The following is a 19,222-nucleotide window of genomic DNA, read 5'->3' as shown; positions in this document are numbered from 1 at the left end:
CGGGGGAATTAAATAAAATGATCAACAGTTTGGCGGGAAAGCTTCGTTAACAGACAATTAATTAACAGATCTTCACATTAGGAAATGTAAAATTATTATTTTTACGCAAGGCGACGCGTTAACTTTTTCCTAGACGCATGAATATTCATATGTCAACCTACGAATAGATCAGCCAAATATCTGATCCCCCCTGACGATGCGGCTAAAAATGGCCACTCTCTCTGGAAGCAATCCGGGCCCTATTTCGTTAATTGGCAGTAGGCCGATGGCGTATAGACATTAATACAGCAATTATCAGGAAAGGACCGACCGATATATAAGCGACACTTTGCGAATACGTAAGAAACGACACTGAACCCCCACCGGTATCGTCTATTTCGTCGCATTTACACAGGTTCGCTTGGCTTCTGAGAAGAAGACTTCCACGCCAATTGGATTAAACGATTTTGGTTTGCGGCATCTGCTGCCTGCGCCCCTCGTCCGCAGGCTCTCCCCCACCCCCCCGAAGGGTGCCGCGCCGTCCCAATCCAGCTCTGTGGAAAGCGCCGCTGACAGAATGTCGGCGGCGCTTCGTCTTTTTAGGCTTCGTCGTTTCAGGATACCGTTTCGCAGGACATTGGCAGGATCGGCTCAGCGCGACAGGGACTATGTCCCGCCATAGACTGACCGCCGCGCCTGGCGGATCACTCCGCCGCCAGGCTGCGCGCCTTCAGGATATCCTTCAGGTAGTGGCCGGTATGGCTGCCTTCGGTGGCGGCAACCTCCTCGGGTGTGCCTGCGGCCACGATCTGACCGCCGCCGTCACCACCTTCAGGACCGATATCAATGATCCAGTCGGCTGTTTTGATCACATCGAGGTTATGCTCGATCACCACGACGGAATTGCCCTGGTCGACCAGCTCATGCAGCACTTCCAGCAGCTTGCGCACATCCTCGAAATGCAGACCAGTGGTCGGCTCGTCCAGAATATAGAGCGTCCGCCCGGTTGAGCGTTTGGCCAGTTCCTTTGACAGCTTGACCCGCTGCGCCTCGCCGCCGGACAGGGTGGTCGCCTGCTGGCCCACCTTGATATAGCCAAGGCCCACCCGCATCAGCGCATCCATCTTGTCACGGATGGACGGCACTGCCTGGAAGAACTGCTGCGCATCCTCCACCGTCATATCCAGCACATCGGCAATCGACTTGCCCTTGAACTGGATCTCCAGCGTCTCACGGTTATAGCGTGCGCCCTTGCAGGTTTCGCATTCGACATAGACATCCGGCAGGAAGTGCATCTCGATCTTGATCACCCCGTCACCCTGACAGGCCTCGCAGCGACCGCCCTTCACGTTGAAGGAAAACCGACCCGGTTTGTAGCCGCGCGTCTTTGACTCCGGCAGCCCTGCAAACCATTCGCGGATCGGGGTAAAAGCACCGGTGTAGGTCGCCGGGTTTGACCGTGGCGTCCGGCCAATCGGGCGCTGGTCGATGTCGATCACCTTGTCCAGATGCTCCAGCCCCTTGATCGTCTCGCAGGGCGCCGGTGTCTGACGCGCGCCGTTCAATCGCATGGAGGCGGTCTTGAACAGCGTCTCAATCGTCAGCGTGGATTTGCCGCCGCCAGAGACGCCGGACACACAGAGGAATTTGCCCAGCGGAAACTCCGCCGTCACCTCTTTCAGGTTGTTGCCGGTGGCCTTCACCACTTTCACCGATTTGCCATTGCCCTTGCGCCGCTCGGCGGGGACCGCGATCTCACGCTTGCCCGACAGATATTGCCCGGTGATCGAGGCTTCATCGGCCGCGATCATCTCCGGCGTGCCATGGCTGACCACCTGGCCGCCATGCACCCCGGCACCCGGACCAATGTCAAAAACATAATCCGCCTCGCGGATCGCATCCTCGTCATGTTCGACAACAATCACCGTATTGCCCTGATCGCGCAGGTTTTTCAGCGTCTCCAGCAGCCGGTCATTGTCGCGCTGATGCAGCCCGATAGAGGGTTCATCCAGCACATAGAGAACACCCGTCAGACCAGAGCCGATCTGCGACGCCAGACGGATCCGCTGGCTTTCGCCACCGGAGAGCGTGCCGGCATTGCGGCTGAGCGTCAGATATTCCAGACCGACATTGTTGAGGAACCCCAGACGTTCGCGGATCTCCTTCACGATGGCGCGGGCGATTTCCTGTTTCTGCGTCGACAGGTGGTTGGGCACATCCTCGATCCAGGCCAGCGCCTCGCGGATCGACATCTGCACCACCTGCCCCACATGCAGCCCGGCGATCTTGACCGCCAGCGCCTCTTCGCGCAGCCGGTAGCCTTCGCAGGTGCCACAGGGGCGGTTGTTCTGATAGCGTTCGAACTCCTCACGGATCCAGCTGGAGTCGGTCTCGCGGTAGCGGCGTTCCATATTGGGGATCACCCCCTCAAAAACCCGCGTCACCTCATAGACACGACCGCCCTCATCGTAGCGGAACTTGATTTCCTCATCGCCAGAACCGTGCAGAAACACCTGCTGCACCTTATTGGGCAGGTCCTTCCACTTGGTGTTCTTGTCGAACTGGTAATGTTTGGCGATGGCTTCGATGGTCTGTAGGAAATAGGGCGATTTGCCCTTGCGCCAGGGCGCCAGCGCGCCGTCATAGATCTTCAGGTTCTGATCCGGCACCACCAGCCGCTCGTCAAAGAACAGCTCAACCCCCAGACCGTCACATTCCGGGCAGGCCCCAAACGGCGCGTTAAAGGAAAACAGCCGTGGTTCGATCTCGGGAATGGTAAAACCGCTGACCGGACAAGCAAAATTCTCGGAAAAAGTAATCCGCTCCGGCTTCGGCGCTTCTTCGCCCTCGGCCGCACGCGGGGCGGTTTCCAGAATGGCGATGCCATCAGCCAGATCCAGCGCGGTGCGCAGGCTGTCGGCCAGCCGGGTTTCCAGCCCCTCACGGACCACCAGACGATCAACCACCACATCAATGTCATGGCGGAACTTCTTGTCCAATGTCGGCGGTTCATCCAGCTCGTAGAATTCGCCATCCACCTTCACGCGCTGGAAGCCCTGTTTGCGCAGCTCGAGGAACTCCTTGCGGTACTCCCCCTTGCGGTCCCGCACGATGGGCGCCAGCAGGAAACCACGGGTGCCCTCCTCCAGCGTCATGATGCGATCGACCATATCCTGCACCTGCTGCGCCTCGATCGGCATTCCGGTGGCCGGCGAATAGGGCGTGCCCGCGCGGGCAAACAGCAGACGCAGATAATCGTAGATCTCGGTCACGGTCCCCACAGTCGAACGCGGGTTCTTCGAGGTGGTCTTCTGCTCGATGGAGATCGCAGGCGACAGGCCGCTGATGTGATCCACATCCGGCTTTTCCATCATGTCGAGGAACTGGCGTGCATAGGCCGACAGGCTCTCGACATAGCGGCGCTGGCCTTCGGCATAGATGGTATCAAACGCGAGGCTGGACTTGCCCGAGCCGGACAGGCCGGTGATCACCACCAGCTGATCGCGCGGGATATCCACGTCGATGTTTTTCAGGTTGTGCTCGCGCGCGCCGCGCACTTCGATCGATTTCAACTCAGCCATACTGCCCCCAGATTCAACGCCAGCCGCCCTTGCGACCGGTGTCCGACCCTACAGATAGGGACTGCGCGCCGAGTCTCCAATAGAAAAAAGAGAACAGAGGGCGAACGCCTTCAGATAGCTGCCCTTTGCGCCCGCCGTCGGGCCAGCATCACATGCACGGCCAAGCCGCCAAGGAACAGCAGCAGCGCCATCCCCATCATCCCGTGGTATCCGCCAAGCGCAACAGCCGCCACCATCAGCGGCGTGCCAATGGCATTGCCCATATTGCCGGCCTGGCTCATCGCGCCATTGGATTGCGCCTGCTCTGCCGCCTCAGCATTCAGCTGCGGCACCGAGGCAAAGCTGGCCCCCTGCACCAACCCAAAGGCCACCGCCAGCGCCATGCAGGCCAGCGGCAGCCCCGGCGCCAGCAGCAGCCAGACCGCGCCACCAGCGGCCAGCAGGAACCCGGCCTGCACCACCCGCACCGCCGCCACCCGGCGCAGCAACCAGACCCCGAGTGTCATCGAGGTGGCAATGCTGACCAGCGGCATGGCGCTGACCACGCCGACCCGTACGTCCGCATCCAGATGCGGCGGCAGGACCGTCAGCAGCGCCACGAAACAGGTGGTATAGAACAACCAGCCCGCCGCCGGGGCCACTTTGGCCGGAGAGCGGTAGATCTCAAGATGCAGGCCCGGCAGCTCCGCCAGCTTGGGCAGCGGCAGACGCGGCGGCACCTGCACCGATTTCAGCACCCGCCCCAGCACCAGCGCCAGCACCGCCATCACCAGCGCATGAGCGCCAAACAGCGACAACAGGCCGAACCCGGCAACCAGCGGCAGGCCGAACCAGACTAGCAGTGCAAAGGACACGCCAAAGAAGGTGCTCCAGATCGACAGCGCCGTGCCACGGTGGCGCGGGCTACAGATCTGCGGGATCAGTGTTGGGGCTGCCACCACGATCCCCAGATGCGACAGACCTTCGATCAGCCGTGTTGCCAGAAACAGACCATAAGGCAAATGCAGCGCCTGAAGCGCCGACATCGCCGCCCCGATCCACAGCGCCCAGACAAGGCTGCGGCGATAGCCGAAGGAGGCGACAAACCCGCCCGCAACCACGCCCAGCAGAATGCCCAGCACCCCGACCATGGTCACCGTCAGGCTCAGCGATGACCCCGCAGCCGGATACAGCAGCCCCAGCTGATCAAAAATGATCGCGATCTTGCCGTATTGCGCCGCTGCCCCCAGACCGGCGACCCAGATGATCATCACCACGCCCCAGCGGGTCTGCGGTTCCTGGAGGTGGGGGGTGTTCATGGGGCTGCCCTCATTGCAATTGCGCCTGGCGCTTGGAATCCGCCAAAACCGGTCGAAGCGCATGGCATAGCGCGCCCCACTGCAAAGCACCAGCCGAGCGATACATCAAACACGCCCCCCCGGACGCAGAAACGCCCGAAGCATGGCCTCGGGCGTTTCTGTCATCTCAATCAATCAGGCCAAAAGACCAGATTACATATGGATCACCCGATCAAATGCATCGAGCACGCTCTCATGCATCATCTCGCTCAGCGTCGGATGCGGGAAGACGGTGTTCATCAGGTCTTCTTCGGTGGTCTCCAGCTGGCGACCCACCACATAGCCCTGGATCATCTCGGTCACCTCGGCGCCAACCATATGGGCCCCCAGCAGTTCGCCAGTCTTGGCGTCAAAGATGGTCTTCACCATGCCCTCGGCCTCACCCAGCGCAATCGCCTTGCCGTTGCCGATGAAGGGGAAGCGGCCGACCTTGATGTCATAGCCCAGCTCCTTGGCTTTCGCTTCGGTATAACCAACTGAGGCGACCTGCGGCTGACAATAGGTGCAGCCTGCAATGCTTTCCGGCTTCACCGGATGCGCGTGCTTGCCCGCGATCAGCTCGGCCACCATGACGCCCTCATGCGACGCCTTATGCGCCAGCCAGGGCGCCCCTGCGATATCGCCGATGGCATAAAGGCCATCGACGCCGGTGCGGCAGTATTCATCGGTCACGACATGAGTGCGGTCGACCTTGACGCCCAGACCTTCCAGCCCCAGCCCCTCGACATTGCCGACGATGCCCACGGCGGAAATCACGGTGTCGAATTCCTGTTTCTCCACCTTGCCGCCGACCTCAATATGGGCGGTGACTTTGCCCTTGCCGCGGTCAAGCTGCTTGACCATGGCTTTCTCCATGATCTTCATGCCCTGTTTGACAAAGGCCTTCTTGGCAAAGGCGGAGATTTCCGCGTCCTCGACCGGCAGCACCCGGTCCATCACCTCAACAACCGTGGTGTCAGCGCCCAGCGTGTTGTAGAAGCTGGCAAATTCAATGCCGATGGCGCCGGAGCCGATGACCAGCAGCTTCTTCGGCATCCGCACCGGTTGCAGCGCGTGCTTGTAGGTCCAGACCAGATCGCCGTCCGCTTCCAGCCCCGGCAGCTCGCGCGCACGGGCGCCAGTCGCCAGCACGATATTCTTCGCCGCCAGTTCCTGCGTGCCCTTTTCGGTTTTCACCGACACTTTGCCCTTGGCCGGGATCGTCGCCTCGCCCATGACCACGGCAATCTTGTTCTTCTTCATCAGATGGCCAATGCCGCTGGACAGCTGCTTGGCCACCCCGCGCGAACGTTTCACCACAGCGTCCAGATCATAGCCGATGTTGTCTGCCTTCAGGCCGAAATCCTTGGCCCGCTCCATCAGGTGGAACACTTCCGACGAGCGCAGCAGCGCCTTGGTCGGGATGCAGCCCCAGTTCAGGCAGATGCCACCCATATGTTCACGTTCGACAATGCAGGTCTTCAACCCCAGCTGGGCGGCACGGATGGCGGCAACATAGCCCCCCGGCCCTGCGCCGATTACGATCACGTCATAGGTTTCTGCGGCCATGGTGGTTCCTCGCCATACTGGATCAAAAACTAGTTCACCGTTAAACTATTTCTCGCGGCACTGCAATCACACTATGCAACCGCATAGGAGCCATGCAAGAAACAGCGACGCCGCACCCCGTTCCTTGGGGCGCGGCGCAAAAACAGTGTCAGGGCAGGATGCGTTTCAGGCAAGCCCGAAAGGCAGCCGCCTCAGCCTGCGGCCTGAAGACTGCGCATGGTGCTGCCATAGCCACCGGCCATGACGTAATCCATTTCCGGCGCGGTGCTGCTGCGCGCCAGCGCCTCGTTGCGATAGGGGAAACGGCCGAACTGGCGGATCACCTCGCGGTGGGCGCGCGCATGCAGCAGATTGGACGCGCCGTTCTTGGGCATCCGCTCCAGCATCAGCCGCACGCAGCGTTCCTGATCGCACAGGTTCTCCGAATGCATCAGCGGCAGGTAGAAAAACTGCCGCTGCGGTTCGTCGATCTTCATGTCCCAGGACTTGCTGATCGCACATTTCGCCGCCGCCAGTGCCAATGTATCCGACGAGAAGGCCTGCGCCTGCCCCCGGAACATGTTGCGCGGAAACTGATCGGTCAGGATGATATAGGCCAGAACCCCCTGCGGGCTGCTGCGCCAATGGTCGCATTTGCCGGCACAGGCCGCCTCCCATGTTGGCTGAAACCGGCGCCGGATCTCCTCATCCAGCGCGTCATCCTGCATGTACCACCCCTTCTCTCCCGTGCTTACAAGCCAGAAGTCCAGGATCTCCTCGGGACCTGTCATAGGTCTGCCTCCACATAGATACCGTTCTGAAATTCAGACTTTTTTGCAGAGATTTTACAAGGGCAAGCCCGTCACGGTTTGCGTCATACACGACAGTTTCGTGAAAAACTTGCCACAGTTCCCGTGAGTTAGCGCAATCAGCTCGCTTCGGCGGCGGCTTCTTGCTCCTCGATGTCCGCCTCGATGGCATATTCCTGGGCGAACTCAACCGCAACAGGAGAGGCCGTCGGCGACATCGCAGACATGATCCCAGTCTCTTCGGTGGGAATCGCCGGGCGCTGGGTTGTGCGATAGGCAGCATAGACCGCCAGCATCAGCAGCAGCAGCGCGGTAAACAGGAAGAACCCCGGCGCACCAAAGACCTCATCCCCCATCAGCCAGCCGGTGATCAGCGGCCCGGCGACAGCGCCCAGCCCGTTGATGAACACCAGCCCACCCGAGGCCGCCGCCATGTCGTCATAGTCGAGATAATCGTTGGTATGGGCAATCAGCAGCGAATAAAGCGGGTTGGTCATGCCCCCGATCAGGAAGGCCGCAATCAGCAGGAAACGGAAATCAGCCCCCAGGATCATCGCCCCGATCGCAGCACCGCCGGCAACCGCCGCGCCAAACAGGATCAGGATCCGCCGGTCCATCCGGTCGGACATCCACCCCAGCGGGTATTGCATCAGCACAGCCCCCACATAGAAGGTCGCAACGAAGATCGAAATCTGCGTCAGGCTCAGCCCGGCCGCAGCGCCATAGACCGCGCTCATGCCAAATTGCGCCGAGAACACGCCCCCCAGCAGGAACATGCCCACACAGCCCAGCGGCGAGGCATCCATCAGCTGGCGCAGGGTCATCGGCTTGGTCCGGTCAAAGGCCGGGGTTGGCGAGATCGACAGCAGAATGGGGGCAAAGGAGACCGAAACCACCACCGAGGCGATGACAAAGGTCTCATAGCCCGAGGGATCGCCGACCAGCAACAGCGCCTGCGCGCTGACGATGCCGATCATCTGCACGATCATATAGAGCGACAGCGCCTTGCCCCGGTTGGCATTGTCAGAGGCATTGTTGAGCCAGCTTTCGGCGGTGACATACACGCCGGAGAAACAGAAACCGATCAGCACCCGGCCCAGCATCCAGGCCACCGGGTTGGTGATTGCCGGATAAAGGATCATCACCGCCGAGATGAACGAGGCCAGCGCCGCAAAGACCCGCACATGGCCGACCCGCCGGATCATCTCCGGCGCCAGACGCGATCCGCCCAGAAAGCCGACAAAATAGGCCGACATGACAAAGGACATCTCGAGGGTAGAAAACCCCTCGATCTCGCCCCGAACGCCCAGCAGGGTCCCCTGAAGACCGTTGCCGACCATCAGCATACCCATACCCAAAAGCAGCGCCCATGCGCTCGACAGCACCTGCCACATTGCCCGTCTCTCCTACTTCGCTTGTCCGTACCAGAGCGCGCCGAACGGGCTCTGGGCCCGCTCCGGGGTCCTGGTGAATTGGTCACGGGCATCGCAATCGCCCGGCGCCGTTATGAACAGGGTCTTATGGCAGCTTCATGACCAAGAGACCCCAAAAACCGGGTGTGCCCATCGCAAACCCGGTGACAATTGGATCCGGCAGGACCATAGCCCAGACCAGTTAAAAATGCTTCTCGCTGAAATTATCCCTCAGGTCTGCGACATCTCCGCCACCGGCGGTATCAAAAACGACGCATCGCCATAGGAAAAGAAGCGGTAGTTTTCTGCCAGCGCATGGTCATAAATCGCCCGGATCCGGTCCTGCCCCATCAGCGCCGAGACCAGCATCAACAGCGTCGATTTCGGCAGGTGGAAATTGGTCATCAGCGCATCCGCCACATGGAAGGTGAAACCGGGATAGATGAAGATGTCGGTATCGCCTTCCCAGGGCTCGATTGCACCGCTCTGCCCGGCGCTTTCGATCAGCCGCAGCGCCGTGGTGCCAACCGGGATCACCCGGCCACCTGCGGCCTTGGTTGCGGCAATCTCGGTGGCGGCCTCGGCGCTGACGCGGCCCCATTCGGCGTGCATCCGGTGGGTGGTCACATCCTCGACCTTGACCGGCAGGAAGGTGCCTGCCCCCACATGCAGGGTCACATAGCTGATCTCGACCCCCATGGCCTTCAGCTGTGCCAGCAGCGCCTCGTCGAAATGCAACGAGGCTGTCGGCGCCGCCACCGCGCCGGAATTGCGCGCCCAGACGGTCTGGTAATCGCTCTTGTCCTGCTCATCCGCTGGCCGCTTGGCCGCGATATAAGGCGGCAGCGGCATCGCCCCCGCCTCGGCCAGAGCCGCATCGAAATCGGTGCCACTCAGATTGAACGTCAGGTAGCCCTGCCCGTCCTCGACCCGCTCCAATGTCGCGCTCAGCGCCTCGGAGAACACGATCTCCTCGCCCGGTTTGACCTTTTTCAACGGCTTCAGCAGCGCCGCCCAGCTGCCATCGGCGCCGGGATCCAGCAGCGTGACCTCCACTTTGGCGGCCATCGGCCCCTGTGCGGTGTCGCGGTGGCGCAGCCCGCTCAGCCGCGCGGGAATCACCTTGGTGTCATTCAGCACCAGCCGGTCACCGGGGCGCAGCCACTGGCCCAGATTGGCAACACGCGCGTCGCAGATGCTATCGCCCTCGGCCACCAGCAGCCGCGCGGAACTGCGCGGCACTGCCGGACGGGTGGCAATGCGGTCATCGGGGAGGTCGAAGTCAAAATCACTGAGTTTCATAGGCTGCGATATAGGCTGTTGCGCGGCCCTTGGCCAATAGGTTTTGCACCTTTGTCCGCGATCGGCACACCGCCCATGAATCGCCTTGGAATGGCCCATGGATGGCCCGATGGCAGCGGGTCGCCCTAGCGGTCTTCGCCCGGCGAAACCGAATAGCTCGGCCTGTCGCGTTCGGCGCGCGGCACGGCGGGGGCTGGCGGCTCCTCCCCCGGCAGCCGCGGCGCCGGTCCGCGAAACAGCTCGCGGAACATCCCCGGCGCCAGCCCCGACAGCGGGTTCACCTGCACCTGAGGATCATCCGCCGTGCCCTTCAGCGTAAAGGCAAAGCCGATCAGCCCCTCACCCTTGCGGGTAAAGACGCGGCCGATGGCGTTGAGCAGATAAATCGGCGAGACCACCCCGCGCATGTTCAGCACGCTGCGCTCCAGATCGTAATTGCCGTCCATCGACAGGCCGATCGACGGCCCCACCGCGCTGCTTTCATGGACAATCAGATGGGTCGCCCCCAGCCTGAACCTCGCCTCCACCGTGGTGAACAGAATGCCCTGCCCGGCCAGCGCGTCGATCAGCCCGACAACGCTGACCGCATTCAGCAGCGCCGCCATTGCGGGGGCGTCCTTGATCCGGGTGTTCTTGACCTCGATCTGGCCGTCATATTCGCCGGGGGCGCCGGAGGCCGGCACCAGCGACATGTCGAATGTCCCGCCAGAGCCATGGCGCAGCACCCCCGCCGCGCGGAACACCCCACCGGCATCCTGAGACTGGATCCGGGTGGCAAAGCCACCATCCTTGGGCACCACCACGCCGCTGACCCCGGTCTGCCCGTTCAGCGCCGCGGTGAAGTTGCCGTTGAGACCGCCAGTGGTGGAAAACCGCCCGGCAAAACCGGTGAGCGCGATACTGTCGGTGACCTGCATCCGGTCCAGTTGCAGGCTGATCGGCCCGGTGCCGCCAGAGGCACCACCGCTGCTGCCGCTGCCGCCGGAACCATCGGGCATCTGCCGCAGATCCAGCACCCCGTTCAGCACATTGATGGCCGGCGACCGCGCGCCGCGCCCCACCAGATCGACAGCGCCCCGGAACCAGCCCTGCAGGTCAACGCGGTCAAACCGCGCCCGGCGCAGACCACCGCCCGGCTCCAGCGTGATGGCACCGGCCGCCCGCAGCCCCGCCGCCTCCAGCGACAGCGCCTGCACATCCGGCGTCTCCCCAAGGGTCGCGCTGAGTTTCAGCTGGCCGGTGCCTGCCTCGCTCATCCGCCAACTCAGCGCCGGAATGCGCAGCCCCAGCCCCGCCAGATCGCTTTCCAGGGTCAGCCGCGGCGCCTGCCCCTTGTCGATCACCACCTCATAACGGCCTACGCCGCGTCCGAATACCGATCCCGCAGGCAGGCCGATATCAAACGTATCAATCGTGTTCTGCGACAGTTCGATGGTGCCGCTGACCCGCACCGGCGCGGCCCCGCCCGCAGCCGCAACCGCCCGCTCCGCCGCCGGTCCCACCGCCTGCCGCCAGATCAGGCTGCCCGGCACCCCGGAAAGCGCGCCGCCGCCCTCGATCTGCACATGGTCCTGATTGCCGCTCAGGCTCAGGGCCTTTGCCGCCACGCGCTGACCCGGCACCAGCACATCGCTGCTGACATCACGCAGGCGCCCCCGGTAGTGATAGGTGATCTCCTCAGGCGTGACGCCCTTGCGCAGGGGCACCGCCAGCGTGCCGCTGATCGCAACCTGCCCCGTCGCCAGATCCACCGGCAACCCGGCCTTGTCCATCACCGACAGCGGCGGACGGTTGAGCAGCGACAGCGCCGCCGTCACCGGGCCTGTGGCCTCGATCCGGGCAATCCCCGGCGCGCCGTCCTTCACCGAAGTGTCAGGAATGATGAACGACGTACCCGCCGCATCCACGCGCCCGCCCTGATCCGCCGTCACCCAGCCCTTTGTCGCCATCACCACCAGACGGTTGCCATAAAGGCTGAACTGCCCCGCCGCATCGCGCAGCGGCGGCAGCGTTTTCTGAAACCGGACCGCCGCCTCCTCGAATGCCAGATCCAGATAGACAAACGGCTTTGCCGTGCCCTGGCCACGCAGCGCGAAATTCACATCTCGCGCATAGCCTGCCAGCAGGTTCTCGCGCACCCATTCGCGCGGCTTTGGCGGGGCTGCGGCAGGCCAGACCTCTTTCAGCCGCTCGGCGGTCATCCGGTTGGCGCGTCCGTTCAACGCGTAATCCCAGCCGGTCTGCCCCGCCGAAATCTCGCCATCCAGCAGGATCCGCGTCTCACCGTCACGCACCAGCATCTCGCCCAGACGCAGCCGAAACGGCGCCATCTCCAGCTTGAAATCCGCCGTCACCCCCGCCAGATCCAGCGGCGCTTCATAGAGTTTCGCCGGATTGAGGCTCAGGTCCTGAAACCGCAGCTGCCCCACCAGATCGGTGAGCTGGCCGTTCTCCACCCCGATCAGCCGCGCCCGCCCCTCCATCGAGCCGGAGCCCCAGCCGCTGTTCACCGACAGCTCGTTGAACTGCAGCTCCTGCCGCGCGGGCAGATAGGTGAAATAGCTCTGCGCGCCGGTGATCGGCACCGGGCGGGTGGCGGCGGTGGGCTGGATCACCCCCTCGCCAATCTGCAAGCTGGCAGAGACCGGCAACAAGGCACCCTCGCTGCTGATGGCACCGCGCAGAGAGCCCGAAATCGGCGCGTCCAGAACATCCAGCCAGCCGAGCGCGGCGCTCTGGGCGGCGATATCCTTGCTCGCCACCGAATTGACCAGGACACCGAAATCCGCCGCCTTGTCGCCAATGGCTGACCTGTAATTCGCCTCGACCGTGCCGACATAATCGCGCCCGCTCAGCAGCGAGAACCCGGCGGCCAGCTCAATCTCCTGTCCGCTCCGGCCCATGCGGATGCTGCCGCCATCCAGCGTCCAGACCCGACCCAGCCGCGCGTCCTCATAGCGTAGGGTCAGCGCCTCGGTCTCCACCGCAACCAGCGCCGACAGCACCGGCAGTTCCAGCTGCCGGTCCCATTGTTCGATCAGCGCAGGGAGGGTGGCGGCCTGCCGCAGCGGCGCCTCCCCCTCGGCCAAACTCAGCGCCAGACCACCACTGTTGTCACGCCGCAGCGTGCCGTAAAGACCGCTCAGCATGATCGTCTTGGGTCGGATCTGCCCGCGCAGCAGCGGCCGCATCGCCAGCGAGGCCTGCGCGTCCGCCAGCCGCGCCACCCGCGCGCCGGTCTCATCGCGCAGGGTCACATCGCGCAGGCTGACACGGGGCCGCCAGCCCCGGTTCACCACCAGATGAATGGCACCGAATTCAATGCTCAGACCGCCGAGGTGCTGCTCGATCCGCCGCTCCACCCGGTCGCGCAGCCAGTCCGGCGCATCTATGCGCGTACCCAGCCCGAGAAAGACAACCCCGCTTGCCAGCAGCGCTAGCAGCACGGCGGTGATGGTCGCACTGCGCAGCATCCGCCGCAGCAGTCGACGTTGGGGCCGCGCGCGCACCGTCGCCGCGGGCGGCAGATCAGCCCCTGCCGCCGCAGAAATGCCCAGATCCCCGGCCGAAATCCCGTCCGACGCACGAGGCCCCGGCACCGGCACCGCCTGTTCCACCGGTTCTGCCGGTGGCGCCTCATCGGGGCCCAGATAGACAACCCCCTCCGGCGGCGGCACCGCGCGCGCAACAGCCACATCCTCATCCGCCGCAGCCCCATCGGGTGCAGCCTCCTGCGTGGCCTGCGCCGACACAGAGGAAGATGGCTCCCGCTCGGGATCCACCGCTATGGGTGAGACCGGTTTAATCCTTGCTTTCCCTTTGCCCGTGATGGCCTAACTATGGCACGCAAACCCTGCGAAACCGTTTTGGAGACCTTAACTTATGCTCGCCCCCTCAGACCCAGCGCCCTCCTTTAACCTGCCCCGCGACGGCGGTGGCACCGTGACGTTGGAGGAGCTGCGCGGCAAGGCCGTTGTCCTGTTTTTCTACCCCCGCGATGATACCCCGGGCTGCACCAAGGAATCCATCGGATTTTCCGAGCACCTGCAGGCCTTTGCCGATGCCGGAACCGTGGTCTATGGCATCTCCAAGGATCCGGTTGCCAAACACGACAAATTTGTCGCCAAACACGGGCTGACCACGCCGCTTCTGTCCGACGCCGACGGCACCACCTGCGAGGATTATGGCGTCTGGAAAGAAAAGAACATGTACGGCAAGAAACACTGGGGGATCGAACGCTCGACCTTCCTCATCAATGCCGAGGGCAATATCGCCCGGATCTGGCGCAAGGTGAAGGTTGACGGCCATGTCGCCGAGGTGCTGGAGGCGGCGCAGGCGCTCTGAACGCGGCCCCATCCCGCCAGCCATTCCGCCCACCGTGCCGGCCGCCCCGCTGATCCAGATCGGCCTGACGCGGGGCCGCCTATCGGGTTGCGCGCCACAGCCGCCGGTGGCAGGGAGGGACAAGAGCAGCCCACCGCCAGTAACGGACCCGCCCAGATGACCAGCGACGCCCCGCAGACCGCAGCCGAGACCACCGCCCCGCTCACCCTTGCGCAGATGGCGCAGCAGGTGCTGACCACCGCCGACGGGCGCGAGAAAACCGCGCTGTCGCGTCGCCACGCCGCGCACTGGTTTGCCTCGCGCGCCGGTGATGCGGATAAGATCGAGATCGGCACCGCCAACCCGCCGCTGCACCCGGCCCGCCCCGAGCGCCCGGAGCTGCTGAACCCCCGCGATGTGCCGCGCCGCCGCCCCGGATCAGAGGCCGGCCGCAAGGCGCTGCTACATGCGGTAGCCCATATCGAACTGAATGCGGTGGATCTGCACTGGGACATCATCGCCCGCTTTTCTCATGTGCAGATGCCGCTTGGCTTCTTTGACGACTGGGTCAAGGCGGCAGATGAAGAATCCAAACATTTCAATCTGATGTGTGATTGTCTTGAGGCACTGGGCAGCCATTACGGAGATCTTCCGGCCCATGCCGGCATGTGGCGCGCCGCCGAGGACACCGCCGAGGATCTGATGGGTCGGCTCGCCGTCGTGCCGATGGTGCTTGAGGCGCGCGGCCTGGATGTGACCCCCGGCATGATCGAGATTTTCCGCAAGGCCAAGCTCACCCAGGCGGTTGATGCGCTGGAGGTGATCTACGCCGAAGAGGTCAGCCATGTGGCCTATGGATCGAAATGGTTCCATTTCCTCTGCGGACGCGACAATCTGGACCCGAAAGAGGTCTTTCACGATCTCGTCGGTCGATATTTCCATGGCCATCTGAAACCGCCCTTCAACGAGGAAAAACGTGCCGAGGCCGGCATCCCGCCCGATTTCTACTGGCCGCTCACCGAAGATATCCCGATGAAGCCCCCGGCCCTGCGCTAGGCCACCCACAGCCACAACAGGTGCGGGGCGCGGCGCCATCGGCTCCGCGAAGTGGCCAATAGCGCGCGCTCCCAGCGGCCTGCGCAGGACGCCGCAGACGGTCCAGCAACCTGACCTGAACACCCCTCCGATCCGGTAAGCCTGCCCCGTGTCGGCAGGCCGACCGCCGCAGCCCCATTACCGGCCTCACACCCCGGATCGGGCGGTTATCGGCGATTTTTCGCTCATTCACCCGCTGATCTTCGCCCTGCCGCGCGGTTTCCGCGCCCTCCCGCCGAACACCGGGCCAACAGGCTTGCCCAAATTCCTCCGGCTGGCTATTCCCTTTCGCCATGGCGCGTATCTGCGCGTCCAGGCACTGCGACAGGGGCGCTCCGAGGGGGACCGGAACCGACCGTCACACCGGCAGGAGGAGCGCCGGTACAGGCAGTGCGACAACTGGGGCAGGACAAGGACCAAAGCGTGCGAACACGTCTGGCAATCAAAATTCACGCATTTCTTGAACGTCGTTTCCCGGAGCGACGTGTGTTCCTCAAATCCGACACGGATACCCGTTTCATCCGGCTGCGCTCCGAAACCCAGCTCATCGCCTTTGCCGGCATGGCGCTGCTGGTGGCCTGGTCCATCGTCGCCACCGCCATCGTGCTGATGGACAGCATCGGCTCCGGCAATTTCCGCGAACAGGCCAAGCGCGACCAGATGACCTATCGTGCGCGGCTCAATGCGCTGTCGAGCGAGCGCAACGACCGCGCCGCCGAGGCGCTGGCCGCCCAGGAACGGTTCAACGCCGCTCTGACGCAGATTTCCTCCATGCAATCCGAGCTGCTGGCCTCCGAGACCCGCCGCCGTGAGCTGGAAACCGGCATCGAGGTGATCCAGACCACTCTGCGCCAGACCATGAAGGATCGCGAAGCCGCCCGCGACGCCCTCGCCGCGCTGAAACAGGAAACCGCCGCCGACAGCCCGGCCCAGCTGATGGCCGTCACCGCGCCCGTGCAGATGGAATTCATGGCCGAGGCGCTGGCCGAAACCGCCGCGGAGCGTGACCAGATCGAAGCCAATGCCCAATCCGCGCTTGAACAGCGCGACGCGCTGGAGCTGGAACTGCGGCTGATGGATGAGCGCAACGATCAGATCTTCCGCCAGCTGGAAGAGGCGATGGAAGTCTCCGTCGCCCCCCTCGACAAGATGTTCCGCAGTGCCGGAATGCCCACCGACCGTATTCTTGAACAGGTCCGGCGCGGTTACAGCGGTCAGGGCGGTCCGCTCAGCCCTTTAGCCCTGTCCACGCGCGGTGAGGAACCCACCCGCGAAGAGCGCAGAGCCAACGACCTGCTGCACCAGATGAACCAGCTGAACCTTTATCGGCTGGCCGCGCAGAAGGCGCCTTTCGCCTCGCCGGTGAACCTCAACCTGGTGCGCCGCAGCTCCGGCTTTGGTTATCGTCGCGACCCCAAAACCGGCGGCCGCCGCCTGCACAAAGGCTCCGATTTCGCCGGACAGACCGGCACCGATATCTTTGCCACCGCCGATGGCGTGGTGACTCATGCCGGCTGGCAATCCGGCTACGGAAAACTTGTGACAATTCAACATGCCTTTGGCATTGAGACGAAATATGCCCATAATTCGAAACTCCGCGTGAAGGTCGGTCAAAGGGTCTCGCGCGGGGATCACATTGCTGATATGGGTAACACCGGACGGTCCACCGGGACCCACCTCCACTACGAGGTTCGGGTCAATGGCAACCCCGTAAACCCGATGATCTATATCAAGGCTGCGAGAAATGTTTTCTAAAAGCAAAATCAACGAGCCCGGCCAGAAAGCGGCCGAAGCAACCCCTGCGGCACCTGCGCCGTCTTCCGCTCCGGTTCCGCCCGCCAGCGATTTCAAGGCCACCGCGCCCAAGGCCAAGCCACCGGCCTCCGTGCTCAGCTCGGATCTGCACATCACCGGAAACCTCAAGACCACCGGCGATATCCAGGTCGAAGGCACCGTCGAAGGCGATATTCGCGCCCATCTGCTGACCATTGGCGAAAGCGCCACTATCAAGGGCGAAGTGACCGCCGATGACGTGGTGATCAATGGCCGCATTGTCGGTCGTGTGCGCGGCCTGAAGGTACGCCTGACCTCGACCGCCCGCGTCGAAGGCGACATCATCCACAAGACCATCGCAATCGAAAGCGGCGCCCATTTCGAAGGCTCCGTTCAGCGTCAGGACGACCCGCTGAACCCCGGCAAAGCCGCAGCGCCCCGCGCCGCAGCCCCGGCACCGGCCCCCTCCGCCGCCGTCTCCGCAGCCACCGCCGCGCATAAAGCCGAGAGCTGATCCGAGCCTTCCATTGGCCGTATCGATAAAAAATCAACGCCGCAGGTTCCGCCTGCGGCGTTTTTGCTGCGCCATCGTCATCTGCCCGTCTGACCCGACTATCGCAGCACGCGGGCGCGACGTCGCCCGGTGAATGCAGCGCGATTCTTAGGCGCGGATCTTGCAGGCATAGGTTGCTCACTGTACGAGACCGTTAAAGTTGCAGGCATTTGGTCTGCTGCATCTCTCATCAGGATCTCTTTCTGTTATGGCAATTTTTACTGTAAATGATCCCACCGGAACGCTGACCCTGGATGGCATCAACGATCTTGGGTTTTCAGGTCTCAGCCTGAGTAGCCGAACCAGCAACCGGCTGTACTTTACCTCCCCCAGTGATACCTCGGTCACCCTGACCGGAACCTTCGCCTCATCCTCTCCCTACCTGTGGACCGTGAACTCCATGTCCGTGGCGACCGGCAGGACAACGGTCTATTCCTTCAGCGAATTTTCGATGAACTTCTATCGGTTCGCCTCGTCCAGCGGCAGCGCTCTCGAAGCTGCGCTGCTGACCGGTGATGATACCATCACCTCCAACATGACCGAGGGCAACCGCTGGCTGGCCTATGGCGGCGACGATGTCATCAGCCTTGGCACCGGCAATGACTATGTAAATGGCGGCACTGGCACCGATCGTTTGATCATCAACGACAATTTTGGCCGCGCTTCCGCGTCGTCCTTCTATGGAACCATCACGCTGGAGTCCGCCGATGGCCGCGACACGCTGGTGTCGATCGAACAACTGCAATTTGCCAACCGCAGCTTCGCGCTGCGCACCGGCAGCAGTTTCGACAACACGCTGAGCGGCGATCAGGATGCCCAGCTGACCAGCGACATGATGCTTGGTGGACGTGGCGCCGATACGCTCTCTGGCCTCTCCGGGCGCGACATGCTGCTGGGCGAAGAAGGCAACGATCGCCTGCTCGGCGGCACGGGCCATGACACGCTGAAAGGCGGCGATGGGGATGATCTCCTGCTTGGCGGCACCGGGCGTGACTGGCTGGCTGGCGATCTTGGCGACGATATTATCGTCGGCGGGTCCCACGGAGACAAACTCATCGGCGGCGGCGGTAATGACCAGCTGCGCGGTCAGTCAGGTCACGACCTCCTGCGCGGCAACTCCGGCCAGGATACACTCCTGGGCGGCCAGGGAGACGACCGCCTCTATGGTGATGGCGGCAGCGACCGGCTGATCGGTCAGGAGGGTGACGATACGCTGACCGGCGGCGCTCACGCCGATACCTTTGTCTTCCATCGTGGCTATGGCAGCGATGTCATCACCGATTTCACCCTTGGCGAGGATCTTATTCAGATCGGGCGTGGCGCGGATGGGGTCGAGGATCTCACCTTCACCCAGCTGGGCGCCGATGTTCAGATTGCCTTCGCCGATGTCACCATTCTGGTCGAGAACAGCACGCTTGAGCAGATCGAGGCGGCGGACAATTTCCTCTTCTGAGCGATATCGCAGATCAGCACTGACCAAGGGCGCCCCCAATCGGGGCGCCTTTTTCAATACCGCAGGCGACAAGTCCGC

General features: G+C 63.0%; 12 protein-coding genes. 5 read left to right on the top strand and 7 right to left on the bottom strand.

The genetic code is table 11. From position 1 onward, the window contains the following. Nucleotides 1-683: 683 nt before the first annotated feature. From uvrA to VWY60_RS06550, 7 genes are all read right to left on the bottom strand, one after another. Nucleotides 684-3,560, bottom strand: coding sequence for an excinuclease ABC subunit UvrA (uvrA, locus tag VWY60_RS06580; RefSeq protein WP_416540101.1), 2,877 nt, complete (start codon nt 3,558-3,560; stop codon nt 684-686). A 110-nt stretch (nt 3,561-3,670) separates the two neighbouring features. Continuing rightward, entirely contained in the window at nt 3,671-4,921 is a 1,251-nt protein-coding gene (locus tag VWY60_RS06575; RefSeq protein WP_416540100.1) for an MFS transporter, read from the bottom strand. A gap of 129 nt (nt 4,922-5,050) precedes the next feature. Continuing rightward, nucleotides 5,051-6,445 carry a dihydrolipoyl dehydrogenase gene (gene lpdA, locus VWY60_RS06570; protein WP_340545737.1) on the bottom strand — a complete coding sequence of 465 codons (1,395 nt, stop codon included), beginning with the start codon at nt 6,443-6,445 and terminating at the stop codon, nt 5,051-5,053. Between the two features lie 191 nt (nt 6,446-6,636). Next, nucleotides 6,637-7,215: a DUF924 family protein gene (locus tag VWY60_RS06565; protein WP_340545738.1), complete on the bottom strand. Its 579-nt coding sequence runs from the start codon at nt 7,213-7,215 to the stop codon at nt 6,637-6,639. Nucleotides 7,216-7,352: 137 nt separating this feature from the next. Next, the gene (locus VWY60_RS06560) at nt 7,353-8,627 is read right to left on the bottom strand and encodes an MFS transporter (RefSeq protein ID WP_340545739.1); all 1,275 of its coding nucleotides are present in this window, start codon (nt 8,625-8,627) and stop codon (nt 7,353-7,355) included. A 249-nt stretch (nt 8,628-8,876) separates the two neighbouring features. Beyond that, the gene (gene queA, locus VWY60_RS06555; RefSeq protein ID WP_416540099.1) at nt 8,877-9,947 is read right to left on the bottom strand and encodes a tRNA preQ1(34) S-adenosylmethionine ribosyltransferase-isomerase QueA; all 1,071 of its coding nucleotides are present in this window, start codon (nt 9,945-9,947) and stop codon (nt 8,877-8,879) included. 125 nt (nt 9,948-10,072) lie between these two features. Continuing rightward, complete coding sequence (locus VWY60_RS06550; RefSeq protein WP_416540098.1) at nt 10,073-13,729, bottom strand: DUF3971 domain-containing protein; 3,657 nt, start codon at nt 13,727-13,729, stop codon at nt 10,073-10,075. Between the two features lie 100 nt (nt 13,730-13,829). Between VWY60_RS06550 and VWY60_RS06545 the strand changes: the two genes are divergently transcribed. The 5 genes from VWY60_RS06545 (at nt 13,830) to VWY60_RS06525 (ending at nt 19,144) form a co-directional block, all read left to right on the top strand. Next, a complete protein-coding gene (locus VWY60_RS06545) occupies nt 13,830-14,291 on the top strand; it encodes a peroxiredoxin (protein WP_416540097.1) in 462 nt (153 codons plus the stop codon). A 156-nt stretch (nt 14,292-14,447) separates the two neighbouring features. Continuing rightward, nucleotides 14,448-15,326 (top strand): ferritin-like domain-containing protein, encoded by an 879-nt coding sequence (locus VWY60_RS06540; protein WP_416540096.1) that lies wholly within the window; start codon nt 14,448-14,450, stop codon nt 15,324-15,326. Nucleotides 15,327-15,788: 462 nt separating this feature from the next. Next, nucleotides 15,789-17,120: a DUF5930 domain-containing protein gene (locus VWY60_RS06535; protein WP_416540095.1), complete on the top strand. Its 1,332-nt coding sequence runs from the start codon at nt 15,789-15,791 to the stop codon at nt 17,118-17,120. Continuing rightward, the gene (locus VWY60_RS06530; RefSeq protein ID WP_416534837.1) at nt 17,110-17,652 is read left to right on the top strand and encodes a bactofilin family protein; all 543 of its coding nucleotides are present in this window, start codon (nt 17,110-17,112) and stop codon (nt 17,650-17,652) included. The genes VWY60_RS06535 and VWY60_RS06530 overlap by 11 nt, the downstream gene beginning before the upstream one ends. 247 nt (nt 17,653-17,899) lie before the next feature. Next, nucleotides 17,900-19,144: a calcium-binding protein gene (locus tag VWY60_RS06525; protein ID WP_416538877.1), complete on the top strand. Its 1,245-nt coding sequence runs from the start codon at nt 17,900-17,902 to the stop codon at nt 19,142-19,144. Nucleotides 19,145-19,222 lie beyond the last annotated feature (78 nt).

It is taken from the genome of Phaeobacter sp. JH20_26, from assembly GCF_048056275.1.
Classification (GTDB): Bacteria; Pseudomonadota; Alphaproteobacteria; order Rhodobacterales; family Rhodobacteraceae; genus Phaeobacter; species Phaeobacter bryozoorum.
The sequence above is the reverse complement of the archived record's forward strand: the minus strand, read 5'-3'. Positions and strand labels throughout refer to the sequence as shown.